28 protein-coding genes and 1 tRNA gene are annotated in these 24940 nt (G+C 33.9%); 16 read left to right on the plus strand and 13 right to left on the minus strand.

Annotated elements, in window-relative coordinates; translation table 11 throughout:
- The 3 genes from ACW8TM_RS05705 to ACW8TM_RS05715 form a co-directional block, all read right to left on the minus strand.
- Positions 1-680 (minus strand): hypothetical protein (locus tag ACW8TM_RS05705; RefSeq protein ID WP_491532313.1); only part of this gene is annotated, 680 nt, incomplete at its 3' end.
- The gene (locus tag ACW8TM_RS05710) at positions 670-1779 is read right to left on the minus strand and encodes a hypothetical protein (protein WP_491532314.1); all 1110 of its coding nucleotides are present in this window, start codon (positions 1777-1779) and stop codon (positions 670-672) included. The genes ACW8TM_RS05705 and ACW8TM_RS05710, both read right to left, overlap by 11 nt.
- A complete protein-coding gene (locus tag ACW8TM_RS05715; protein WP_491532315.1) occupies positions 1776-2654 on the minus strand; it encodes a hypothetical protein in 879 nt (292 codons plus the stop codon). Before ACW8TM_RS05715 ends, ACW8TM_RS05710 begins: the two co-directional genes overlap by 4 nt.
- A gap of 22 nt (positions 2655-2676) precedes the next feature.
- On the opposite strand from ACW8TM_RS05715, the gene ACW8TM_RS05720 reads away from it, so the two are divergent.
- The gene (locus tag ACW8TM_RS05720) at positions 2677-2949 is read left to right on the plus strand and encodes a hypothetical protein (protein ID WP_491532316.1); all 273 of its coding nucleotides are present in this window, start codon (positions 2677-2679) and stop codon (positions 2947-2949) included.
- Here ACW8TM_RS05720 and ACW8TM_RS05725 read toward each other — a convergent pair.
- From ACW8TM_RS05725 to ACW8TM_RS05750, 6 genes are all read right to left on the minus strand, one after another.
- On the minus strand, positions 2917-4065 hold the full coding sequence (locus ACW8TM_RS05725; RefSeq protein ID WP_491532317.1) for a hypothetical protein: 1149 nt from the start codon (positions 4063-4065) through the stop codon (positions 2917-2919). The genes ACW8TM_RS05720 and ACW8TM_RS05725 overlap by 33 nt on opposite strands.
- Positions 4062-4535, minus strand: coding sequence for a hypothetical protein (locus ACW8TM_RS05730; protein ID WP_491532318.1), 474 nt, complete (start codon positions 4533-4535; stop codon positions 4062-4064). Before ACW8TM_RS05730 ends, ACW8TM_RS05725 begins: the two co-directional genes overlap by 4 nt.
- Positions 4536-5186: 651 nt before the next feature.
- Positions 5187-6122 (minus strand): hypothetical protein, encoded by a 936-nt coding sequence (locus tag ACW8TM_RS05735; protein WP_491532319.1) that lies wholly within the window; start codon positions 6120-6122, stop codon positions 5187-5189.
- Positions 6123-6128: 6 nt separating this feature from the next.
- Positions 6129-6497, minus strand: a complete 369-nt coding sequence (locus ACW8TM_RS05740; RefSeq protein ID WP_491532320.1) for a hypothetical protein — start codon at positions 6495-6497, stop codon at positions 6129-6131.
- A gap of 196 nt (positions 6498-6693) precedes the next feature.
- Complete coding sequence (locus ACW8TM_RS05745) at positions 6694-7017, minus strand: transcriptional regulator (protein WP_491532321.1); 324 nt, start codon at positions 7015-7017, stop codon at positions 6694-6696.
- Between the two features lie 183 nt (positions 7018-7200).
- Positions 7201-7395 (minus strand): hypothetical protein, encoded by a 195-nt coding sequence (locus tag ACW8TM_RS05750; protein WP_491532322.1) that lies wholly within the window; start codon positions 7393-7395, stop codon positions 7201-7203.
- Positions 7396-7508: 113 nt separating this feature from the next.
- Between ACW8TM_RS05750 and ACW8TM_RS05755 the strand changes: the two genes are divergently transcribed.
- From ACW8TM_RS05755 to ACW8TM_RS05780, 6 genes are all read left to right on the plus strand, one after another.
- Positions 7509-7913 (plus strand): hypothetical protein, encoded by a 405-nt coding sequence (locus ACW8TM_RS05755; protein WP_491532323.1) that lies wholly within the window; start codon positions 7509-7511, stop codon positions 7911-7913.
- A complete protein-coding gene (locus ACW8TM_RS05760; RefSeq protein WP_491532324.1) occupies positions 7886-9322 on the plus strand; it encodes a metallophosphoesterase family protein in 1437 nt (478 codons plus the stop codon). The genes ACW8TM_RS05755 and ACW8TM_RS05760 overlap by 28 nt, the downstream gene beginning before the upstream one ends.
- On the plus strand, positions 9319-10200 hold the full coding sequence (locus ACW8TM_RS05765; protein ID WP_491532325.1) for a hypothetical protein: 882 nt from the start codon (positions 9319-9321) through the stop codon (positions 10198-10200). Before ACW8TM_RS05760 ends, ACW8TM_RS05765 begins: the two co-directional genes overlap by 4 nt.
- A 31-nt stretch (positions 10201-10231) precedes the next feature.
- Complete coding sequence (locus ACW8TM_RS05770) at positions 10232-10771, plus strand: hypothetical protein (protein WP_491532326.1); 540 nt, start codon at positions 10232-10234, stop codon at positions 10769-10771.
- 24 nt (positions 10772-10795) lie between these two features.
- Positions 10796-10933, plus strand: coding sequence for a hypothetical protein (locus tag ACW8TM_RS05775; RefSeq protein WP_491532327.1), 138 nt, complete (start codon positions 10796-10798; stop codon positions 10931-10933).
- Positions 10934-11047: 114 nt separating this feature from the next.
- Positions 11048-11206 carry a hypothetical protein gene (locus ACW8TM_RS05780; protein WP_491532328.1) on the plus strand — a complete coding sequence of 53 codons (159 nt, stop codon included), beginning with the start codon at positions 11048-11050 and terminating at the stop codon, positions 11204-11206.
- 429 nt (positions 11207-11635) lie between these two features.
- Here ACW8TM_RS05780 and ACW8TM_RS05785 read toward each other — a convergent pair.
- A tRNA-Gly gene (locus ACW8TM_RS05785) sits at positions 11636-11725 on the minus strand.
- A 311-nt stretch (positions 11726-12036) separates the two neighbouring features.
- Between ACW8TM_RS05785 and ACW8TM_RS05790 the strand changes: the two genes are divergently transcribed.
- Both ACW8TM_RS05790 and ACW8TM_RS05795 read left to right on the plus strand, forming a co-directional pair.
- Positions 12037-12396: a hypothetical protein gene (locus ACW8TM_RS05790; RefSeq protein ID WP_491532329.1), complete on the plus strand. Its 360-nt coding sequence runs from the start codon at positions 12037-12039 to the stop codon at positions 12394-12396.
- 15 nt (positions 12397-12411) lie between these two features.
- The gene (locus ACW8TM_RS05795) at positions 12412-13362 is read left to right on the plus strand and encodes a DUF1177 domain-containing protein (RefSeq protein WP_491532330.1); all 951 of its coding nucleotides are present in this window, start codon (positions 12412-12414) and stop codon (positions 13360-13362) included.
- 11 nt (positions 13363-13373) lie between these two features.
- Here the strand turns inward: ACW8TM_RS05795 and ACW8TM_RS05800 are convergent, their stop codons facing one another.
- Positions 13374-14171 carry a sugar phosphate isomerase/epimerase family protein gene (locus ACW8TM_RS05800; RefSeq protein ID WP_491532331.1) on the minus strand — a complete coding sequence of 266 codons (798 nt, stop codon included), beginning with the start codon at positions 14169-14171 and terminating at the stop codon, positions 13374-13376.
- 11 nt (positions 14172-14182) lie between these two features.
- On the minus strand, positions 14183-15193 hold the full coding sequence (locus ACW8TM_RS05805) for a hypothetical protein (RefSeq protein ID WP_491532332.1): 1011 nt from the start codon (positions 15191-15193) through the stop codon (positions 14183-14185).
- A gap of 86 nt (positions 15194-15279) precedes the next feature.
- Here ACW8TM_RS05805 and ACW8TM_RS05810 point away from each other — a divergent pair, with 86 nt between their 5' ends.
- The 3 genes from ACW8TM_RS05810 (at position 15280) to ACW8TM_RS05820 (ending at position 18008) form a co-directional block, all read left to right on the plus strand.
- Positions 15280-16356, plus strand: a complete 1077-nt coding sequence (locus ACW8TM_RS05810) for an mRNA surveillance protein pelota (protein WP_491532333.1) — start codon at positions 15280-15282, stop codon at positions 16354-16356.
- 255 nt (positions 16357-16611) lie between these two features.
- Positions 16612-17757 (plus strand): winged helix-turn-helix transcriptional regulator, encoded by a 1146-nt coding sequence (locus ACW8TM_RS05815; protein ID WP_491532334.1) that lies wholly within the window; start codon positions 16612-16614, stop codon positions 17755-17757.
- A 110-nt stretch (positions 17758-17867) separates the two neighbouring features.
- Entirely contained in the window at positions 17868-18008 is a 141-nt protein-coding gene (locus ACW8TM_RS05820) for a hypothetical protein (RefSeq protein WP_491532335.1), read from the plus strand.
- A 22-nt stretch (positions 18009-18030) separates the two neighbouring features.
- Here ACW8TM_RS05820 and ACW8TM_RS05825 read toward each other — a convergent pair whose 3' ends face one another.
- Positions 18031-20244 (minus strand): elongation factor EF-2, encoded by a 2214-nt coding sequence (locus ACW8TM_RS05825; RefSeq protein WP_491532336.1) that lies wholly within the window; start codon positions 20242-20244, stop codon positions 18031-18033.
- Between the two features lie 177 nt (positions 20245-20421).
- On the opposite strand from ACW8TM_RS05825, the gene ACW8TM_RS05830 reads away from it, so the two are divergent.
- The 4 genes from ACW8TM_RS05830 (at position 20422) to dapA (ACW8TM_RS05845) (ending at position 24922) form a co-directional block, all read left to right on the plus strand.
- Positions 20422-20970 carry a flavin reductase family protein gene (locus tag ACW8TM_RS05830; protein ID WP_491532337.1) on the plus strand — a complete coding sequence of 183 codons (549 nt, stop codon included), beginning with the start codon at positions 20422-20424 and terminating at the stop codon, positions 20968-20970.
- 113 nt (positions 20971-21083) lie between these two features.
- Complete coding sequence (locus tag ACW8TM_RS05835; protein ID WP_491532338.1) at positions 21084-22022, plus strand: hypothetical protein; 939 nt, start codon at positions 21084-21086, stop codon at positions 22020-22022.
- A 12-nt stretch (positions 22023-22034) separates the two neighbouring features.
- Entirely contained in the window at positions 22035-23456 is a 1422-nt protein-coding gene (gene dapA, locus ACW8TM_RS05840) for a 4-hydroxy-tetrahydrodipicolinate synthase (RefSeq protein WP_491532339.1), read from the plus strand.
- Positions 23453-24922 carry a 4-hydroxy-tetrahydrodipicolinate synthase gene (gene dapA, locus ACW8TM_RS05845; protein ID WP_491532340.1) on the plus strand — a complete coding sequence of 490 codons (1470 nt, stop codon included), beginning with the start codon at positions 23453-23455 and terminating at the stop codon, positions 24920-24922. Before dapA (ACW8TM_RS05840) ends, dapA (ACW8TM_RS05845) begins: the two co-directional genes overlap by 4 nt.
- Positions 24923-24940 lie beyond the last annotated feature (18 nt).

Below are 24940 nucleotides of genomic sequence, written 5' to 3' on the forward strand. Positions count from 1 at the left end.
TCAACATAATATTTATCAACACTGGTCGAAATCCAATACTCACAACCACCCCTACAAATCAAGCTATATGGAGGAGTAACATTCTCTTTAGCCTCTAGATCTGCTAGCTCAATACTAATTCTAATAATATCAAAATCCTCACACATATTCCTTCCAGAATCAGAGAGCACACCAATTATCTTCTCAAAACCATCTTTAACCAAATAGATTTTATGGCTGAAAGACCAATACAGAATTTCAACTTCATCATCAATCCAGTAAGGCTCACAAATGAAAAACACAGGAGTATGCACATAGATGCTTATATCTCTTCTGTTAAATACTTTAGTTGAAAAATTTAATATTGAATCTCCATACAACTCAATTTTCTCCTGCTTCGGATAATGAAGAAATCCACTAAGATAAGCACCCTCTCCAATTAAATCAGTGAAATGTAATTCAAAGTTGACCCCATAAACTTCAAGGTCAGAGCCTATCTGAACACTATACTTAGCAATAAAGGGCATAAAGCTCGGCGGAATTAAATAAAAAAGAAAACCACTAAGAATCAGAAAACAAGAAAAAACTGTTAATGCATCTATTCTCAATCTTGCTATATTGAGAAATCCAACCTTAGAGGGAAGAGGTGGTTTGGGTAGCCAACCTCTAATCAAACTAGCTAGCTTATCTCTAGCTCTCACTTTTTACACCCGTTTGTTTTAAGATAATTTTAGAAACTCCAGATAGTATTATAATGGCAAATCCACCTAGACCACTAAAAAGAACACCCATAATATTTTGTCTTTCATACCATTCTAAAACTACAAAAATTTTCACCCATTCACCTACATATAAATTAGGATTTTCGACAACGAAGAAAATCATCCCATCAGCCTGCTCTTCCTTAAGAGGTATTCTAAAAGTAATTCTTGAAATATTTTTAGCTTCAAAATATGCTGTATAAGGCTCACATATTTTCCAGTTATGGAAGCTAGTCTCATTTAGAATGTAAAAATTGATAGGATTATTCTCTTCTGTTACAAGTTGCCCCCTAATGAAGATGTCTTTTACATCTTTGAAAAGGGACAGAGGAGATCTGCGAAGACCATAAAAATATACATTCTCATAAAAGGATGTTTCAGTAAGGTAATCAAGAGATACATCAACATAGACTTTAAGCTCTATTTCAGCTAAAGCTCGCTCAATAACGAAATAGTAATAATTAAGGTCTCGTATACTTGCTGAAGTTAGATTAAAGTTAAAGTTGACTGACGATATGTTAAATGTTTTAAAGTAGCAAGTATAATTTTTATTTAACCTCCATAAATCAAAGTTTTCTCTATCAAACACATAGAAATTAAATATGCTTACGGAAGATAGTTGCCCCTTAATTGTAATATTCTTTGAAACTGCTAAGATATAGGGAACCTGTGGGGGAGGATAATCTACTTCAGATAAATAAAAGACTAAAACTTTTTTGTAAGTATAAGTTTCAGAAGACTTCAAAGTCAAATTTTCACGTACCAAATTAAAATGCATATACTCTAATTTAGGATCAATGTGCCAATCTTCATCTAATAAAATAATACTATTTCTCCTCCAGTCAAAATAAGATGTAAAAGCAAAAGCAGTATTAGTAATGAGAAATATCATACCAATAATGAAGAGTATTTTAGGAATATAATTCTGTAATATGGTTAATCCCCTCGCTTGCCTTGTTTTTTGAATTATTTTTGATTGTTTTGGTAGCCATCCTCTTATTAGCTTAACATATTTATCTCTTAGTTTCAGGGCTTTCACCTCGTGAATTTTTGATAGAGAATAGCTATGCTTACTACAAGTCCAACAATAGCAATTAATGTAAGACTTATTGTTTGCTGTTGAGATGTGGATTCAACTTCAAATATTATTTTCCAGCTGTTAAATGCTGCTTCTCCATCAGTTAATGGACGAATTTCACACGAAGACCAATAGTATGTAGAATCAAAGGAGGGCTTAAATGGAAGGAAACTACTGCAATTGGACGGCAGGGTCATTTCAGCAAACTTATATCTCACCCCAATTGGTGGATAAATTCTCATGTAAAGATAGGATCTCCAAACACTATTATTCAGAATAACAGTTTTATTTTCTCCAAACATCTTAATAATGTCAATGACATTTACACTTCCAGAAGTATAATTGATATTTGTCTGCATTTGAGTAAGGATTTGTATGCCTTTTCGACCTCCATCTTCACCTATCCAGTAAGTGACAATTGAATTGTTATTTATATGATTCTTATCTATTAGGCTACTGAAACCAAGATTTGGCTTAAAGCTAAAAATAAAATCTAAAGCCTTTTCACTACTTGTATTTTCAAATTTATACTCATAAATCATAATATGCTTATATTCTCCCAACGTAGAAGAATACTCTTCCTCTTTAATCAAAACAGGAATACCATTTATTTTCGAAGCAAACTTTCCAGCAACAATATCAGCCCAAACCTTAGTCTTATTTTTAGGAAGAAATCGAACATCATAAACTATTCTAAGACTAACTTCACTCGAATCCCTTCTAACAGCATAGAATGATAATGAAGTAAGTCCCATTCCTGCTTCTCCCAACACGAAGGGTAATGGAATCTGTATGAGAAAGCGCAATTCAACAATATTGTTAGGACGAAAGACCATTTCAATCTCCTCAGACATACTTGTGACAACGCTTTTTCCTCTCAAGATTGGTTTAGATTTAAACGAAAATCGTGAAGATACTGGTGGGGAAGTAATCCAAGGTGAAATTAATTGTGCAATAAGAATTAAAGCCGTAAATGTGAATGTAACTGAGAAAGCTATTAGGTTAATGCGATTAAAAATCCCCATTTCCCAAGATGGTTTAGGAGGCTTAGGCAACCATCCTCGAATCAGTTTAATAAAATATTTAAGAGACAAAGACTTACCTCCTAAATTTAGAGTAAGCCAAGAATGATAACAATGCTGCTAAAAAAGCGATCATTATTATTGCTGATGGGAAAGTCTCTGTAGACTCTACTTCAAATTCAATTTTCCAACTATCAAAAATCGACTCTCCATCTATCATCGGATAAATCGAACATGACATAAAGTAGTGTGCACCTTGATTTGAATGATAATACTTAAGAGGTGAAAGATAACTATAGTTGAAAAGTAACTCGAATTCAATAATCTTATATCTAACTCCACTCGGTGGGAAAATCCTCAGATATAAATTCGAACTCGAGACGTTACCATTTAAAATAACAGTCTTATTTTTACCAAAAATTTTGACTAAGTCAAGTATATTTACACTTCCAGGAGTTTGGTTAATGTTAACCTTTATTTTAGTTGCAATACCAATATACATGTCTCCCTTGGGGTATGTACCATACCAAACTTCCGAATCTTCATTTATATGACTCTTATCTATTAATCCTGAAAAACCCAGTTTTGGCTTAAATGAAAACATAAAGTCCAATGCTTTTTCTCTACTAGTATTTTCGAAAATGTAGCTGTAAAAAATTAAACGTCTAGATAAAGACATATCAATTATGGGAAGAAAATCATACTCCTTCTCTTCTACAAGTACTGGTGTTCCGTTTATCATTAATGCAAACTTCCTCGCAATGGAGTCAGCCCAAAGTCTAGTTTGATTTTTTGAAAAGGAAGTAATATCATAAGTTAAATGTAACATAACTTTATCAATCCTCTTCTTTATAACATAAAAATCTAAGTCTCGAAGCTCAGTTTCAGCTTCACCCAATTCAAATGGAAGCGAAACAAAGACATAAGCAACAACTCGAAGAGTATTATCAGGCTCAAAAATAAACTCAACTTCTTCCGAAACACTAGAGTTAGAAGCCCTACTTAGCATTATTGGTCTAGATAAGGATGGTGGACTAGAATAGGTAGTAGACGTAATACTCCAAGATAAGGGACGTATAAATATTGCCATAATCACTATAGCTAAAATGCCAATTGAAACAACCATCGCATTTGACTGAGTAAAGCTCCTTAAAGACTTTGCTGGTTGTGGAGTTTTGGGTAGCCAGCCTCGAATTAACCTCCACAACTTATCCTTAGAAATCACGATTTAACCCCCGGAAGAAGCCTACTAAAGATGACATTTGCAAGCTTTGCTGGATGAAGCTTTTTCTCCTCCTCGGTCAAATGAATCCCCCGCTCCTCCGCGAAGGTTAACAAGTATTCCCTTGTCTCGTTTAGAAAAGCTTGGTCAGTGACTTCCTCTGGATTATCATACCAATACCAAATCTTAATCCCCTGTCTAGCAGAATAAGTTATGATCGCATCCCTCCTAAGACCTGGATGATAACCCCAAAGAATGCCAGCCTCAGGTCTAGCCAACTTTATCTGAATACTACTAGCACACGCAGCCTCCATCAAGGCGCGAAGCAATTTAGCCTCAGCAGCCCTCCTAGTCTGATGAACATATTGTGGAGTAGTCCTCAACCTCCTAGCAACCTCAGAAACACTAAGACCACGACTCAATAAAGACCAAATCAACCTCTGCCTAGGACTTAAAGGCGAAATAAACGACAACACAACAACCCCAAATAAACATTTTTAAATATAAATATATTTAATTTAATATAAAAATATTGTCATACAAACTTATTGAAATAAATCACAGAGCAAACTAAATATCTAAAATTCAGTTTACCAATAACAATCTTGATAAAGTAGAAATACTTGAAATTTTACTTCATATCAGCTATTTTCTATACTTGGGCTTTAATGGTCCCTATATTTGACTATTGGTTTAATTTAATTCAATTTCAACGACCTTAAAATATTATTCTAAATTTAACTCCCACATGTAGAGGGAGCACTATTTTGGACACTTATATCATCAGCAACTGGAATATAATCAACCGATAGAAAACACTTAGGCCTTGACTTAGCAACAGTGTTATTATTTCTATGAGTGATAATTGCATTTCAACCGCCAGCAGGATGTGTGAGAATTGGTTTAATTAATTTTATATTAGCTTTTCTAATATCCTTTCATGTCATAGACTGGGACATTAACATAGGCAATAATCTTAATAGTCTATAGGCTATATTTGATGAAAAAAGAGAAACTTGAAAAACTAAGTGAAACAGAGTAAAGCTAAACAATAAACTGGAAATAAACAATTACAACAAAAATAAGTTTACTTAGGAATTCTAGAAATTTTATGAAACTGATTCTTAGATAGATAAATTAAGTTTTTTAACATAGCCTAAAGGAAGTAGAAAAGGCTTGATATATATGATTAATGCGTTAGGTTTGTCTTCAACTGCGAGATTTATTTTTGTATTCTCAAAGGGCATTATATTGTAGTAATTACAACTTCCCCCACCAGTTATGACAACTGTAAACGGTATAATATTTTTAGAGGATAGAGCAACAATAACTTTGGATTGATTAGTATAAGGAGTGTAAACGGTTACTGAATCTATAAGAAAGTTTCCATGTTCAGGACCTGAAACAGATACTGCTCTCATTAGTATTTCTAAGCTCTTGACCATGAAGTTTTCAATTTTAAATTCCGGCCTATAGCCTATTCCAAGTTTTGAACGTGCATTTCGATCTGAAGATGCAACTCCGAAAGCCTTACTCAAATCTAATTCAACAATTCGCCAACCATTGTAGACATCATGCTCTAAACCTGTTTTAGGTGAAGCCCAACCGTTATCTTTAGTGACTGCAAAATCTGGATGCATTGCAATTGTACCTCCAGTATACCCTAAACTAACATTAAATTCTTTAATTCCAATTTTGATTGTCATATCAATCCAGAGCACATATAAGTAACCCTCAGCAGTTAAGTTAGCAACTTTATATGCAAATAAAACTTTAAAACCCCTAGCAGGGCAAGGTCTAGATAAATTAATCTTTACACTTCCACGATCTCTAATAAGCAACGCCTTAGAGCCTTCAAAGCTATCACTACTTATAACCATACCATTAGAAAACCAACCAACTAATCCACCTTCAAATCCACCATTACTTAGTAGATTATCACCAGCAACATATGTTTCATAATGAATACTGATTCTAGGATAACTTGCTTCAATAACAAGGAAAATTGCAGAAAGGAATATAATAGAAAGAACATAAAAAATAACGCGCTTAGTAACCATCTATTTTCAACCCTCAAACTCCTCTACTAGAACCCATTCAGTAGCAAGAACCGTTATGCTTTCATTCTTTTTAACACAAAATTTAATTCTTGCCCAGCAAGTTTCATCCATTATATCACAGGTAACTTCTTCAACACGAGAACAATAATATTTCTTCTTTCCATCATAATCTTGAAGACATGCCTCTGACACATACCATTGAATTGGAGGACTAGGTCCAGATAAACAACCAGCCCACCACTCTATTTCAAAGAAAACCTTATCAGGGATGGGCTCTTCTTCCTCGGTTATATCTCCCTCAGCATAAGCATAAAGATAACATCCTCCATAACTGGTATATTTTTTAGAAGGAACCTTTTGAAATTTCCCTTTCAACTATAATTCCCCTTGTCATTATTCTTAAAAAATATTTAAATATTACTAAAAGAAGAATAATTTTAATTAGAGTGATATCAAACGAAAGCCGTTTGTCCTAGAACAAAATTGTAAAAAAGTTTAGGTAACGATACATATTCTTTCGTTTATTTCAGATGTGAAAGAAAATAGAGAGCTTAAAACAATATTGAAAAAGTCACAGTGAATATTTTAATTTAAGAATTTTAGATATCTCCTTTAGTTCCCTAATCATCCCAGAAACATAAGTGGATAAAGCCCTTCTTCCTTCCTCAGTAAGATGATAATCTGTGCGTGGCTTACGCTTCAAAAAGCCCTTCTTCACCCCAATAAAACCAGCCTTCTCGAGAACTTGAAGATGACTCCACAGATTTCCCTTACTCAACTCAGTAGCCTTAAGCAAATCATTAAAACTAGCACACCCACCCATCTCAGCAATAAACTTCACAATAAACAGCCGATTAGGCTCATGAAGCACCTTAAATGAAGAATCTACATTCATAATCTATGCACCAAGGTATAAGAAGATAAAGACTTATTTAAGGTTTCCATGACAGACCAGTCTGTAAAAAAGACTAAATTGAAGCTTATATATCAATTTACAATACAAATAGAGGGCAACATATCTACAAGAAACACAAATAAACTACAAAAGCATACTGGAGAGACTAGACGAATTAATTCATCAAATCGAAATCCTACAAAAAGCAACTGAAAAAGCCCAAGAACTGAAGGCAGAAGAAATAATTTGGGGAGACATAATAGCTGGAGGTTTTCTAGCTGGAAGTGTAATAAATTTTCCAAGAGACCCAACCGAATACATAACAACCAACCTTAAGAAACCAATCCCAATAATCCTAACAACAGATATAGCATTCATTCTAATGTCATCAATTCTAATTTACAAGCGGTTCAAGTAGGCAAGCTATGTTAATATCTATATTTTAAAAATTTTAAAAGGAATTTTCTTTAAAAATTAATGAGAGGAGATGGATGAGTATGTTTTATTGTGATAGACAATGTTTTTTCTGTGTTTTAAGGGAAATTTGTGATGGTGTTGGGAGAGGTGGGCATTATTGCCCCTTTTTGAGGTGTAATCTTTCTGGACGTGTGATTGGGAAGATTGCGGATTGCTGGATTTATGGTTCAAAATTTGTCTTATTAGATATGAGTAGAGAGGAGGTTAAGGCTTTACTTGATTCTCTAAGAGAAGTGGAGGCTTTAAGTGTTAGGGATGCTTCATTGCCCAGAGTTATTCCAATAATTTCTATTGGTGATAAGGAAACTTATTGTTGGAGATGGGTTAATGTTAAGGCTGTTATAGTGCCTTTTGAGGAAATTTATTGTAGGAGAGATTTATTTAACGATGTTTGTCTAGAGGTATTCATTCATATCTAGATTTTGAAGGTAAAGTTTTATTATCATCCATAATGCTTGATGAGCTTTTACTTGATGAAGAAGTCTTTGAAGAATTCATTAAGATTGCTAAGCAAGGTGGATTTGACGCTGTGATTGGATGGGATGTTCCAGTCTATCTTGACATACCATTATACTACTCATGGATCAATTTGCTAATGGGTTTAAAGTTAACATACAAGCTCTGCCTAGAAGATTTAGCTGTAATTGGCTTACTTAAGGGGAATACGCCTAAGCAAATATCATTCAGCGTAAAATCTCTTAAGAAAATGGGTGTTAAAAATGTAGCTTTACATGCATCTGAATACCTAGCAAACTTCAAGTTTGACCCATGGGCTAGAAACATAATTTATCGATATGCAAGTGAAATTCAAGGTAAATTTAAATCCCTCCTAATCATTGGCGCACTACGTCCATCCTCAATAAAATTCATAAAAGAAGTATTCCATAAAGTTAAGAATCTAAGTATAGGCGGATTCAGCTATTATTTAGATGCAGGGAGATTTACACTCTACTTAGATGAAAGAGAAGTAAATGTTTCAGGAAAATTTCTAAAATGTAACTGTCCCACCTGTAAAAATATTAGAACTAAAGATTTGCTTGAAAATGTAGGGTTTAGAGCTGGTCACAATTTAAGTCAAGTTAAATCAATGCTAAATGGTGGAGAAGCACATAGCTATGAATTATATGACTTAGTAATAGAGAGAGGTGAAATTGCAGTCTTAATATCAGACAGCCACATATGGACTCCCCAATCACTATTCGAAGAACTACTTGAATTCCTTGAAGATTTAGAACCAACATACATAATATTTCTAGGAGACGTCTTTGACTTAAGATGGGGAAGACCAGAACTATACCAAACAACAATGTTCTTCAGGACGCTTAGAAAACTGAAAAGCTACGTACTTACAGTTAAGGGATGCTGCGACAGCTCAGACAAAAACCTGCTAAAATCAATGGATAAACTAGCCCTCCAAAACATGCACACATCAAACATATACAGAATAGAAAGAGACATAAAGGAAAAACTACTAGAAGAAAACCTACTAAACCTATACCGATTCCACAGAACAGCAAAAGAAAAACTAGTAATAAAACTCCCAGACAACCAAACAATCCAAATCCAACATGGACACAAAATAATTGAAAACCCAAAAACCAAAATGAAACAAGCCATAAAAACACTAAAACAATACAAATTCACAATAGAAGCAGACTGGCTAATAATAGGACACATACACAGAGCCTTCATAAACCATGAAGAAGGACTAGCATCAACAGGATGCTGGCAGCTACCACCAACACACCTACTCGGAACACCAACCAAAAAAGACCTAAAAACAGCAATCATAATCACACCAAGAGGAAAAGTAAAACTAATCCAGTGAAAAACCATGGGACAATACAAACTAAAAACAAGAACATACCTAAACACAACAAGAAAAAGAAGAATACTAGCAAAACTAATCATAAAAATACTAAAAGCAACACAAAACCAAAAAGAAATAGACATAGAAGAACTAAGAACAAAAATAAAAATACCCAAACAAATAACAAACAACTAACCAAAATAATACAAAGACTAAAACCAAACACAAAAATAATACACAAACACTACCACTGGTACGACGAACCACCAACAATAAAGATAGCAATAAAAACAAAGATATTAAAGCAAATCTTAGACAAACTAGTCCAACAAAAACAGGCAAAAAACTACTACGACCTACTCAAAAACAAACTAAAAATACCATCAAGAAAAGCAAAACTATATATAGAGTGGCTTAAAAAACCAGTAACACACCCAACTGTAAAATCACTACTACAATTCTGCAAATACCTAAAATTAAATCCAAAACAACTAGAGGAAATAAACCTATTCACAAGAATATTCCCAATAAACCTAAAATCACCAACCATAATCAAACTAAAAACACACATACTAAACGAAGGAACAATAGTAGCAAAAAGCTCAACCCAAGTAAAAGCCGAATACGTCAACAAAGACCCAACACTACACAGATACGTAATAGAACTCCTAAAAGAACTAAAAACAAACGTAAAAGAAAAACCAAGATGGGACAAATCCAAAGGAGCCTACGTAACAAACATAGACCCAACAATAGCAAGAGCACTAATAAAAACAGGAATAAAACCAGGCAAAAAAACAATAACAAACCCAACCCTAGACCCAGAAATATACAAAAACCCAGAACTACGCAAAATACCACTTCCAAGCAACGCTAACAGAGGAAGGAACAAGTAGCCTCCATATCACAAAAGAAAAAAGACTAAGAATGACAGTATCATGGAGTAGATCAATAGACATAACAGACAAACTAACACCACAACAAATACAAAAACTAAAACAACTAACAACAGAGAAAAAACGAAAAATACCAATAGGAAAAATTAACGATGAACATATTATTGATATCGTTCTAGAAAACCCGCCCACGATGTTGGAGCAAGAAGTAGAAATCTTAAGAAAATCGCATCAAAAAATTATTAGAGAAAAAGCATTAAGAATCCGTCCAGCTTCACTGCATATAAGCAAAAAGGATAGAGTAACAGTTTCATGGAATTGTAATATTGGAAGACAAAGTCTACTTGAACTAATATGCAAAAAGTATGGAATGTTACCAGAATCATGGAAAGCTGAAAGACTTAAGAAACAATACGAAATCTTCCTCAAATATAGGCATAGAATGTTGGAGAAAACACTGAGAAGAAAAATTGAAAAATTGATAGACAATATTCCTTCATACATCCCACAGGAATGGAGGCAAAATAAATTTAATGAGATCTTTTATAGGAAAACGAAGAAAAAATCATGAAGAAAGAAAGTTTGAGGGATAAGAATGGAAATAAATAAATTAAAGAGAATGATCAAAGAAGTTTTTGATTTCTATAAAGAAAAAATAATATATAGAGAAGAATTTATCGCTTACTTTAAAAAGAAAGGTATGGAAGAAGATGACATAAAAAACTATGGGTGAAAGCCTTAAACAATAATATAATAGATATAGGAGTAATACCGATATCAGAGCCAGAAAACCCACTGGAAATTATAGGAAGAAAAATAGTGTTTGAGTTAAAAACTGAGGAAGAAGATGAAGAATAGGAAAAACACTAGGAAACTAATCAAAAAAGCCTTTAAACACTACAATAAAAACGCTTTACTTGAAGAAGAAATCTATGAATGCCTCATGAAAAAAGGACTAAGTAAAAATGTAGTCAAAAAGTTTATTAGAAGATGCACTAGTCTATGACGTAGTGGACATAGGACTAACAACCATAATAGAAAAAGAAGAAATAAAAACGAAGAAAGTATATATCCTAAAAGAAAAACTCGCAAAAACAGAATAAAAGTACCAATAACAGATAAGAATTAAAATACAATTTAAAACTCTAAAATAAGGGCATAAATTAAAAACTAAAGAAGCTAATCCAAGAAGTCTTCAAGCATTACAATGAAAAAGCACTCTTCAAAGAAGAAATCCACCAATACTTCAAAAGCAAAGGAATGAATGAAAAAGAAATCGAAAAAATACTCAGAGAAACACTAATGCACAACATAATAGACGTGGAAATAGCACCAATAATAAAAGAAGAGATGCCACCAAGAGAAATCAAACAAAAATAGCATACAGCCTAAAACAAAAACCTATTAAATTAGGATAACCAACATTAGAAAGAAGTGGTGCGGCGGCCGGGATTTGAACCCGGGTCGCGGGCTTTTTGCTAGGATCGGCAAGCCCGTGTCCTAGTCCAGGCTAGACGACCGCCGCTTTCTTCTATTTTATTGGTGGATTTTTTATGTTTAAGTTTTTCTGTTATATTTGTTCCAAATGAAGAGATCTTTATATTATTGTTAGTTTTATGCTTTGCTTTGTCCAGCTCTAGGATTATAGCCTCTTCTCCACTAATTTTACTATGGAAAACTGGACTTTATTTTGTACCGATATTCCTCTTTATTGTCTATTAAATTATTGTATATTCGTACATTTCATTGAAATCAATCTACTTTAATAGACAAATTTAGAAAACATGTTCTCGTAATGTTTATTTATAGTTTTTGTTTAGTGGGTTTGGTGATTTTGTGACCAGCGTAGAGGAAGTTGTTCAATGTCCTTGTGGTAGGTTAATTAGGAATGCTAATGAATATAGATTGGTGTTTTTAAGGCGTGGCGCATTCGAAGTTGATATTTTGTGTCCTAATGAAGTTTGTTATCTTAAGGAGTTGGGTTATGTTAAATTTAGGATGAATAATGGTAAGGTTGTTTTAGAAAGTGCTGAGTTTTACCCTCCTTTTGTTACTTGGAATTCTAGTAGATTTGGTTTTAAGAAAACGTCTAGTATTTTGAAGAAGCATTTAAAGATTATTGTTAAGGAGCTTATTGACTGGAATGAGATTAAGAGGATTTTAGGGAGAAATAAAAATAAGATTTTTTCATTTTAATTGTTGGTGGTTTAATTGACCTGTTTGAAGCAAGTTGTTGAGGTAGCTGATTTACTTGATAGTGCATATGTTGATGGAAGAAAAATAAAAGAAAAATTGAAGGAGAGAGGTTTAAAGAACATTAAAGTAGAGAAATTAACTGGAAAGAAAGGATCTACGGATTTCATAAAGATAATTGTTTCAGGTAGAAAAGGGAAAATAGCTGGCGGCGAGGCACCTACACTTGGAATTATCGGTAGACTAGGTGGTGTTGGTGCTAGGCCGGCTATGTTAGGTTTAGTTTCAGATGCAGATGGCGCTATTGTCGCTTTAGCTTGTGCATTTAAACTCGCAGACATGGTTAACCAGGGAGATGTTTTGGATGGAGATGTTATTGTAACTACGCATATATGCCCTAATGCCCCAACAACTCCACATAAACCAGTTCCATTCATGGGTTCACCTCTGGACATCTTTACAATTCTTGAGAAAGAAGTTGATGAAAGGATGGATGCAATATTATCTATCGATGCAACTAAAGGCAACAGAGTAATTAAAGTTGATGGCTTCGCCATAACTCCAACAGTTAAAGATGGATGGATATTAAAGGTTAGTGATGACTTAATTGATATTTATGAGAGGGTTACTGGAGATGTAGCGAAAATTGTTCCAATAACCATGCAGGACATAACTCCCTATGGAACAGGAATCTATCATATAAACAGTATAATGCAACCATGGTTAATGACAAATTCACCTGTAGTTGGAGTTGCAATAACAGCCAGACTCCCCATAGCAGGATGTGCAACTGGAGCAACCTACATCAATAGCCTTGAAGCAGCAACTAGATTCTGTATAGAAGTAGCTAAGGAGTATACTAGAGGAGAATGTAAATTCTATGATGAAGAAGAGTATAAAAGGCTAATTGAACTCTTCGGTGAAATGAAAAAGCTAAGAAGAGGGATTAAAAGGAAAAATAAAGTATAACAAGATAGCAGTCATAATTCACTTAAAAATTGAATTAAAGTATTTAAACTCAACTTTACATCACTGAAAGTAATATTCTCAATAATCATGGGGCCAGACAGACCAGAATTCAAAATTTTCATTAATGCTTGACGCCAATTCAATGAACCCCTATCCAGAGCCCAATGTAAATCACGCTTACCATTATTATCACTAATATGGAAATAAACTATCCTATCTGACAGAAGATTAAGATAATCATCAAAAAAGCCAGTTAAAAGAGAATGTGGAATATCTAAAACCATTCTAAAATTACCTGTCAATTTAAAGAAAAATTTAAAGTCACTTGGAGAAATAATTGTAGCCCTCATTGTAGATAAGTTCTCTAAAAGAGGAGTTATACCATACTCATTACATAAGTCTCCAATTCTAACTAGAAAATCAAAGCTCTCAACTATTGGTTCATTTAAATCTTCAAATAGAAAAGTAAATGGATCCCTTAATCCAGGATGAAAAACAATATACTTACAGTCAAGCTTCCTAGCATGATCTATACAGCTCAAAGTAATATCTTGAGTATATTTACGTAAAACTGGATTAGTAGCAGAAATATTAATTGAAGCATAAGGAGCATGCATAAAAAGAGTCAAGCCTAAATCTCTAACCCTCCTACATAATGCCAATAATTCTTCCTCTTTTCCATGAAGAAAATGTAAACCATCATTAACAAACTCCCAAACATGGATAAGCGTATCATCAATATGATTAATAAGAAAATCAATATCCACATCCATAGTAAAAAGAGTTGAAACACCAATTTCAAAGGACATCTATATTCACCCTAATAATACCATGTCTCAGTGAAATTATGTTCAGGAAGCACTTGAAGCTTTGGATTAAGTCTACCCCTACACACAGCTTGTAAAGGACAGTTATGATGGCAATTACCTATTAAATCCATAAGTGGACAGTCAAAGCGATTACAACCAACCATACATACAGGTGAAACTCTTCTACAACAATACTTGCCAAGTAACCAGAAAAAATCATCCAAGACGGTTGGCCTAACTCTAGAAAAAGCTGAAACCAATTTATAAGCCTCTCTAACTCTAAGTCTAAGAGCATAATCCTCAGTTACAGTGAATCTCTCACCCAGACTAATTTTATTTAAAGTCTCATCATCAACATGAATTATTCCTAGCCTCAAGGCAATTCTAGCTAAGTGATTATCAACTGCAACATTAAGATTATCTTCGTCTATAACCTCTAAAAGACCACGTCTCTCAAGAAACTTCACTAATAAAAATGACTTCTTCTCAATAGGATCTTCATAAGCTCTAAAGATTTTAAGTCTCTCAATAAATCCATCACCATTACGATAAAGATAGCCCTTCGACCTCTCAATTAAATTTAAAACTGAACCATCATAGTACGTGATAAGCTTAATAGCTGCATCTCTAAGAAGAAAAGCTCTAACATCAGGATCTCGAATCCAGACAGGCACAGGAAAATCAACTTTAAACCATTCCATTATGTCACGAGTAGAAATATTCCTCATATTTTCAGGCAAAAACAATTCAGGATTAGAGTTAAACTTTAACTTACCTAATCTCCAAAGCAAATTTGAACCATGAAACATTCTTCCATGAACACGTCCATTAAAAGGCAGGCAGTTAATACCAGTCCTATGATCAATGGCAACCATGAAGAAGAAATAATTTGCAACCAATTCATCATCACATTTTAATCCTGGATAATATAGCTCATCAGTAAATGATGAAGGATAAAACCTTATTTTACTCAACAATAAACCTATGTAACGACAAAACTCTATATTCAAGCTTACCTCCAACTAGTTCACCTAAAGAACAATATAGATAAGTAGAATATTAGGTTTATATGCTAGACATAAAAGAACACCAAAATAAAGTGATGAAAATGAAAATATTAGCATGGGATGAAAAAAGAGGCATAATGAAGTTAAAAGTTGAAAATCAAGATGACCTATGGCTACTCTATAACATAATTAATGAAGGAGATATAGTTTATGCAAAAACATCGAGAGAAATAAAAGTCGGAGAAAAAAGTGCGAGAAAAACAATGACCCTAGGCATTAGAGTAAAAAAACTTGAATTCCAACCCTTCACAGAAAGATTAAGAATTAATGGGATCATCATTGAAGAACCGGAAAAATATGAAGAGAGAGGATTTAGAGGAAGCCACCATACAATCAGTCTAGACATCGGAAAAGAAATAGCCATAATAAAGGATAAATGGCAAAAACACATAATAAAAAGAATTAATGAAGCATGCAAAAAAACCAAAATGAAAACCATGATCCTATCAATAGATGACGAAGAAGCCGCAATAGCAATCCTCAGAGATTACGGCGTTGAAATACTCTTCGAAATAGCATTAAGACTACCAGGGAAAAAAGAAGTACAAAAAAGAGAAGAAAAAATAAGAAAGAAGATATCAGAAATAACTAATAAAGTAAAAGAAATAGTTAAACAAAAGTCAATTGAAACACTAATAATATCAGGACCAAGCCACATGAGAGAAAAAATAGCTAAAAAAATAAAGGAAGCATTTACAAATGAAAAAACAAAACCAAGAATATACGAAGAAAACACATCAAACGGTGGAATAAGAGGAGTTTATGAAACACTAAGAAGAGAAGCAATAATGAAAGCACTAAGCGAGTATGGAATAATTGAAGAAGCAAAGCTAATTTCAGAACTACTAGAACTACTCATAAAAGAAGAAGAAAAAATAGTCTTCGGAATAGAAGAAATAGAGAAAATGGCAAAAATGGGAGCAATAGAAAAATTATACGTGCTCGACGAAATCTTACATTCCTATGATGAAACAAGACTAAAAATCGAAGAAATAATGAGGGAAGTAGAAAACAAGAGAGGAAAAATAAAAATCTTTAGCTCTATACATGAGCCGGGAAAACAATTAAAATCACTAGGGGGAGTAGTTGCAATTTTAAGATATAAACTTAAAAGTTAAATAAAGGATTAATATATGGCGATGATGTTGCGTGTAAGGGCTGAATATTGATGAGCCAGCTGAGCACTGAGCCAATAATTACTAAAAATAAATAAAAATAATAAAATATTTCTATAAAAAATACAATTATTTAAAAATACTCTTAAATTTTTCTTCTTTAAAAAACATGTATTGATAATCATTTGAAAAAAGTTCACATAAAAATAAAAGGAAGATATCTTGAGAACAATATGAAAATAAATCAAGGTGTAAAAGATGAGTTGGAAAGTATGCCCGCACTTCAGAAAGTACGTAAAAGCCATAGACGACAACTGCATCAAAATAATTAGAAATCTAAACAAAGTCAGATCTAGAAATCTGTCACTAGTAGCCAGAGAAACAGGTATGCCTCCAGCATTAGTTCACTACTATTACGATAAGCTTGCTAGAAGAGGAATTCTAAAATTAAACGTAGACATAGACCTAGAAAAAATAGGATTAACCCCAGTTATTGTAATTGCAAAGCCATTCTATAATGCTATCGACAAAGCAGGTGAAGCATTAAAAATCATTGACTACTGGAGAGAAATATCAAGATGCTACCTATCAGATCAAACATTCTATTATTGCTATTATGCTATTCCATCTGATAAAAAGAAATTATTCGAGAAATTCATAAACGAATTAAAGCAACAGGAGATCTTAAATAAAGTAAAACTATACTGGAAACCCAAAAAACAACATCCAAAGCCAAACTTTCAATGGTTCGACACCATAAATAAACAATGGATATTTAACTGGGATAAATGGATTAAAGAATTCTTAACTCATCTTTCAAGTAGTACTGAGAAAGACGTAATGGAGGAAGGTTTTAGAAAAGAAGCATATGCCCCCCTCGATGAATCTGACTTCTTTATACTCGAAAAAATTGAAGAAAACAGTGAAGTAACCTTCAAAGACTTAGCATTAATGCTTGGAGTAACTCCACCCACAGTAAGATACCATTACTATAAACATTTAGTAAACTATGGTGTAATAAAAGGATATGAACCAACTATATATCCATATCCAAGACAATTTGCCCATCAATCAATTGTAAGAGTAAAATTTGACAGCCACCATAAACTAAATGCATTCATAAAGTCTCTTGAAGAAAAACCATTCATACAGCAATTAATGATCTATGAAAAAGAGCTACTACTAATTCTTAGAACATACATATTAATTGACCAGTTACCCGGATTTGCTCGGGCATTAACTCAAATGCACTCTAAAAAGGCTATTTCAAAATATGAATGGTGTTTAATAGACCCTGAAAAAGACTGGAAACAATTATTACCAATAAGGCTACACGTCAAAGGTAAATGGCAGTATCCACATGAAGATTACATCAAAGCTCTGGAAAATATGAAAGTTAATTAAAACCACATAAAAAATAAACTTTATTTTTTATATCTGTGCATTTTACATGAAGCTACATAAAAAATTTAAGCACGAAACTATTCTCTCAAACTTAGGAGGCTGACAATTTAATGATTAGAAGTGAAGAGGAAGAAGAATGGTGGGAAGAACTAGAAGAAGAGGAAGAAGAATGGCTTGAAGAAGAATGGGAAGAAGAGTGGGAAGAGGAGGAATGGGAAGAAGAGGAAGAGGAAGAATGGGGGGTAATATAGTTAAACTAGAACCAATAAACAATCACCTTGGCAGAAAATCTTCTGGACGAGGTATCTCTAGAGGTAAACCCTTCCTCTTTCTTATTTGCTTAATTATCTCCATTGCCAATTGAGATGGAACTGGAGCCCATCTTGAAAATTCAGTACTCCAGAAGCATCTTCCTTGAGTAGAACTTCTAATCTGATCTGCTAAGTCGAAGGTTTCAGAAACAGGAATTTCTCCCCTAACTAACATTAACATTCCATGCTGCTCCATTTGATGAATTCTTCCACGCTTAGAAGTTAAAACTCTTAATAATCCACTTAAAAATTCCTGTGGAACCTTAGCTTCAATCTTCAATAAAGGCTCTAAGATTATTGGTTCAGCCATTAAGAATGCTGCAAAAATAGCATCTTTAGTGGCAGGCATAATCTGAGCAGGACCTCTATGTGCTGGATCTTCATGAACCATTGCATCTACAAGCTTAATCTTAACTCCTCTAATAGGTTCTTGACACAATGGACCTGCCTCCATAGCCCATCTAAAACCAGAAATGATTGTATCTCTAATGTCTCTTAAATATTGAACACCTTTCGTAACATCTACCAGAATATTTAGATGCTCATCTATAGCCCAGATGCCCCTTGCTTCACTAGAATCCCAATTAGCTTCTGTACGAAGTATTTTTGCACGTGTTCTCCAGTCTTGATCCTCATAAACTTTACCTTCAGCTAATAAATTCAAAGTAGTCTCATCTAAAGGTTCGATTGAAATATAAACTCTATTATGCTTATTAGGAGACTTCCCTTCCACTGGTCCTGCAGAACGTTTAATACTCTCCCTATAAACGACGATTGGTGGAGAAGTCTCAATTGGTATTCCACCAGTTCTTTGTTGCAAATCCCATAAAGCAATTTCAAGGTGTAAAGTGCCCATACCGCTAATCAAATACTCACCAGTCTCCTCATTAATTTTGACTTGAAGTGTTGGATCCTCAATAGCCATTTTACGTAGAGTTTCAACCAATCTAGGTAGGTCACTACTTCTTTTAGGTTCAATAGCAATAGTAACTACAGGTTCACTAATATACCTTAAGCGTTCAAATGCAGGCATAACGTCCTTGTACTTTAAATCAACAATGGTTTCTCCAGCTCTAGCTCTATCTAAGCCTAATAAAGCGACAATATTGCCAGCACTTATCTCATTAGCTACTTCACGGTAAGGTCCCATATATAAGCCTACTTGCTGAACTCTACCACTACTCCTAGCCATAATTAAGTATACTTCATCTCCATTATGAACCGTTCCACTAAAAACACGTCCAGTAGCAACTAAACCTGCATGAGGATCAACAACAATTTTACTAATACAGATAACTAGTGGTCCATCTGGATCACAATTTAACATTGCTTGGCCAATCTCACTATTTAGATCACCAGACCAAAGCTTAGGTATCCTATACCTCTGAGCTTCACGGGGATTAGGAATATGTTCCACAACCATGTCAAGTATAGCAGCATACAATGGGAATTCCTTTGCAAGTTCCTCTACAGCTTCAGGACCACTATTATATGCATTGATAATGTCACTAAACTTTAGACCTTTTTTCTGAGCAATAGGTATAGTGACGCCCCATTTATGCAAAGCCGATCCAAATGCAACTTGACCCTTAGCTGGATTAACTTTCCACTTATTTTTAAATTCAGGTTCAGCATATAAGTCAATCAATGCATTAAAATCACGAATAATCTCCATTAACTTCTCTTGAATCTCAGTTGGAGACAATCTAAGTTCACGAATTAACCTATCAATCTTATTAATATAAAGTAGAGGTCTAACTCTCTCTTCAAGACCTTGACGCACCACAGTCTCAGTTTGAGTCATAACCCCCTCAACAGCATCAACAACAACAATCGCACCATCCATAACTCTAAGTGAACGAGTTACATGCCCTGTGAAATCTACGTGTCCAGGGGTGTCGACAAGATTAATAACATAGGGTTTACCATTCCATTCATGATAGAGAGAGACGTTTGCAGCCTTAACGGTCATTTGCCTCATCTGCTCGATTGGCACATAATCTAAAGCTAATGCTTTACCTGCAACCTTAGGAGAAATCATTCCTGCAGCCATCAACAAGGAGTCAGATAAAGTTGTTTTCCCATGATCTACATGTGCCAAAGTACCAATATTCCTAACCTGCTCTAAATTCTTCATCAACCTTAAGACATGCTCAGTAGTTTTGAACTTTACCATAGTACACCACCAACATTGAAATTAGAGCTGAAAGATAATATGAGAAAGGTTTCTTAAGTTTTACTACTACACCTCAAATCACTTTCACCAAAAATGAAAGATAAAAATTACGCTTAAACTTTCCACTACCCTTTTAACGTTCAATATATATAAAATTGAATAAAAGGAGAAATAAGAATGCAGAAAAAGAAATGCTATCCATCGAAATACTATGTTAGATTTAGCCCTCCAAGCCCAGTTGTGCTTGTAACATGCATTAACAAAGAGAATAAATCCAATATAATTACCATTGGAATGTATATGCCGATCTCATTTAATCCACCTCTACTAGCCATAGGAGTATCACCGAAAAGATATTCACATAAACTAATTGAGGAAAACGGTGAATTCGCAGTTAACATACCTCCCAAAAAACTGGTTAGAGAAATAATTTACTGTGGAACACACTCAGGAAGAAATGTAGACAAATTCAAAGAAACAGGTTTAACTCCAATTAAAGCCAATAAAATCAAAGCCCCCTTAATAAAAGAATGTATCGCCCACTTCGAGTGCAAAATGGCTGGAAAATATAAAGCAGGTGATCACACCATTTTCATAGGAGAAGTAATCTCAGTAACATTAAATGAAAACCTAGAAAAAGAAGAATTACTAAACGTGTTAAAAGCAGAACCAATCTCGCATAGAGGAAAATACTATTACATACACAAACTATTCTTTGAAGCATAAACATCAAAAACGACATATATCTTAAAAATAAAACAATCAAAAGTAAAGTTAAAATTGAATCTTTTCACAATCATTTAAAAATTTAATCACCAAGAGTTAAATGGGTGTCCTTCATGAGGATTAAAGATGCAAAAAATATGTTAGAAAAAATTGGTTTACCTGGAAGAGACTTATATGAACTCCCAACTTCAACAAAAACCTTCCCCGATAAATGTCAATATAGAATAGAAATTTCAGGCGTAGAAAGACCATCCACACTAGAAGCACTAATTAATGAAGCTGATAAAAGAGACGTACCAGTACATAGACTCATAAGCACAGTTATGGGATCGACACTACTATCAAAAAAAGAGCTTGAAGAATTTGCTAAAATGGCAGCAAATGCAAAAATGGAAGTAATATTAACACCCGGCCCACGACCAGCATGGGATGTTGGGAGGCAATTTATAACTCCAGAAGGTAGAATATCTGGATTAAGACATAGGGGAGCAGACCAACTATCATATATCATCACAGATATAATGAGAAGTATAGAAATAGGATTTCGAGGATTCCTAATAACAGATGAAGGACTACTATGGGCATTAAATGAGCTCAAAAAAATTGGTGAAATACCAAATGATATAGTCTTCAAAGTATCAATATATGCCGGACATGCCAATCCAGCTGGAGCAAAAGTCCTAGAAATGCTAGGGGCAACAACCTTCAATCCAACAGGTGACTTAACACTACCCCAGCTAGCTGCAATAAGACAAGCAATCAGCATACCAATAGACATACACGTATATCTTTTTGAGTCATTTGGTGGATACGTAAGATTCTATGAATGCCCCGAAATGGTGAGAGTAGCAGCACCATGCTACTTTAAAATAGAGCCTGGAATAGGAACATCAAATCTATACCGGCCATGGACAAATCCAGATACACTAGCATTCCTAGCAAAAGAGAAAGTGAAATACGCTGAAATAATAATTGAAATAATTGAAGCCAACTATCCCCAAGCAAAACTATCTAAGCAAGGAGCATCAGACCTAGCCATACCTAAACCTTAAGAGATGATTGAAATGAAAAAGGAGAAAGCTCTAGAAGGCATTCTTCCAGCATTAATAACACCCTTCAAAAAAGATGAAATAAACGAAGAAAAGCTAAGAGAACTAGTCGACTTTCTAATAGAAAAAGGTGTACATGGAATTGTACCAGTAGGGACAACTGGAGAATTTATGTATATGACAGAAAGCGAAAAAAGAAAGGTTTATGAAATAGTAGTAGATCATGTCAATGGTAAAATACCAGTAATAGCAGGAGCAGGAGCCAGCGGAACAGAGGAAGCCATTAGACTAGCAAAAATTGCTGAGGACATAGGAGCCGATGCAATACTAGTGGTAAGCCCCTTCTATCTAAAGCCATCAGATAAAGGAGTATATCAACACTACTACACCATCTCAAGCAAAGTTAACATACCGATAGTCTTATATAACATACCTCAATGCACTGGATACTATATAAGCGGAGAAGTAATCGAAGACCTAGCCGAACTCGACAATATAGTGGCATTAAAAGATAGTAGTGGAAACCTAGCCTACATACTAGAAATAATAAATCGAGTAAAAGAGAAAATAGGAATTTTCATAGGCTATGATGAAATAGTCATGCCAGCATTAATAATTGGAGCAAAAGGAGCAATACTAGCCACAGCAAACATAATACCTGAAATATGGATAAAAATATATGAAAAAGTAAGAAAAGGCGAAATCCAAGAAGCAGCTGAAATCCAAAAATCAATACAAAAATTATTGAGAATTATAACTAGGAAAGGAGGAATACTAGCCGTTAAAAAAGCAGTTGAAATGAGAGGAATAAAGATTGGAACAGCTAGAAAACCATTAAGTCTAGGGGGAAGCCTAACACTAGAGAACATGGAAGAAATAAAACTAGAATTAGAAAAACTAGGATTAATACCCGTAAAAGAAACAAAAATAGAAAAAGAGCAAAAACCATTAGAGGAACTCTTCCTAGACTTAGGAATAAATGCAGAAACAATTAATAAAGAAGGACTAAAGGCAAGTAAAGGAGAAGAAGGAGAAAACATAGACAAAATCACCATAGCAATTCTAATAGGGGAAAAAGAAACAAAAATCACTGAAGCATATATTAAAGCCTTAGCAGGACTCATAAATGGACGCGAAGCATTAACAGCAATACTAGAACCAAATCTTATGATAAGACCACCAACTATAATCATACCAGAAATAGAAATCAAAAGTTTAAGACAAGCAAGCATAATTTATGGACCAATACAAGCAGCAATATCAAAGGCAATCATCGACTATATAACAGAGAAACAAGTCAAAGAAGAAACCATAGAAAAATACGTAATAATAGTAAAAGTACTAGCAAATCCATCATTAACAAATAGAAGAAAAGCCTTCAAAAACACTTATAAAGCTATGAAAAAGGCGTTATCAAAAATTGAGGTGACAGGATGAAGAACAAAAAAACACTCTACGGAGTAATACCAGCAATAGTAACACCATTTAAAGAAGACAGTATAAACGAAGAAGTATATCGAGAATTAATCGAACATTTAATAGAAAAGGGGATAACAGGAATTGTTCCAGTGGGAACAACCGGAGAATTCATTTACATGAAAAAAGAGGAAAAAATAAGAACAATAGAAATAGCAGTAGACCAAGTCAACAATAGAATCCCTGTAATTGCAGGGACAGGAGCAAATACAATCAAAGAAACTATAGAGCTAACAAGAATAGCTAAAGATATAGGAGTTGACGCAGCATTAATTGTAACACCATACTACTTAAAATTAACTGATAAGGAAGTATATGAATACTATGAAAAAATAGCAGAAAAAGTAGAGCTCCCAATAGTCCTATACAATATATCCCAATGCACAGGATTTGAAATGAAATGGTGGACAGTAGAGGGATTATCACAAATTGAAAACATAATTGGAATAAAAGATTCAAGCGGAAGTATGAAACTAATAAACACACTACTAGAAAAAGTTAAAGGAAAAATATCCATAATATGCGGACATGATGAAATAGCCGCAACAGCATTAATGGCAGGTGTAGATGGAGTAATCTTGGCAAGTGCAAATATAATTCCAGACAAATGGGTAGAATTATACAAAGCCATAAAAAACAGAAAACATGTTGAAGCAAGAAAAATACAAAGAGAAATCCAAAAATTAACCAGGCTAATTGTAAAAGGAGGAGCAGTCGCAGTAAAGGAAGCATTAAACATGATGGGATATAAAATTGGAGAAACAAGAAAACCAATGATACCAGGCGACTTCTTCACCTTCGCAGACATAGAAGAATTAAGAATAACTCTAGAAGACCTAGGAAAAATAAAGAAAAAACCAGTAGAATTCATATTAGACAAAGAAAAAAGTATAATAACTCATATCCCAGCTATCCCAGAAACACCAAAGAAAATATACGGATTAACATTCAAAGTAGGAGAAGGATTTGCAGGACCACCAATATTTGAAATAGCACATATAGATCTCATATTAGGCTTAAAAAATGGGCCACTAGGAAAAGTAGCTAAAGAAATAATTGAAAAATGTGTACAAGAACATAAACCAAAAATAATCACAGAAAAACCATTAACCATAATTATACCCACAGTAAAAATAAGAAGTAAAAAACAGGCAAAATTAGTCTATGAAGTAGCAGGTGAAGGTATAAAAAGAGCAGTTAACGAAAGCATTAAAGACGGATTCCTACCAAAACAAATTGTCGATGAAATCATTATAATAGCAAATGTATTTGTACATCCAACAGCATCTAATGAAAAAAGAATATTAGCAAACAATTTTAAAGCCATGAGATATGCTATAAGAAAAGCTATTGAAGAAAGACCAAAAATAAGAGAATTACAGAAACATAGGGAAATATTCAGACATCCATTTAGATATCAACCATAACCTAAATTGCTTGAGATA

Source organism: Candidatus Culexmicrobium sp. (genome assembly GCF_058356305.1).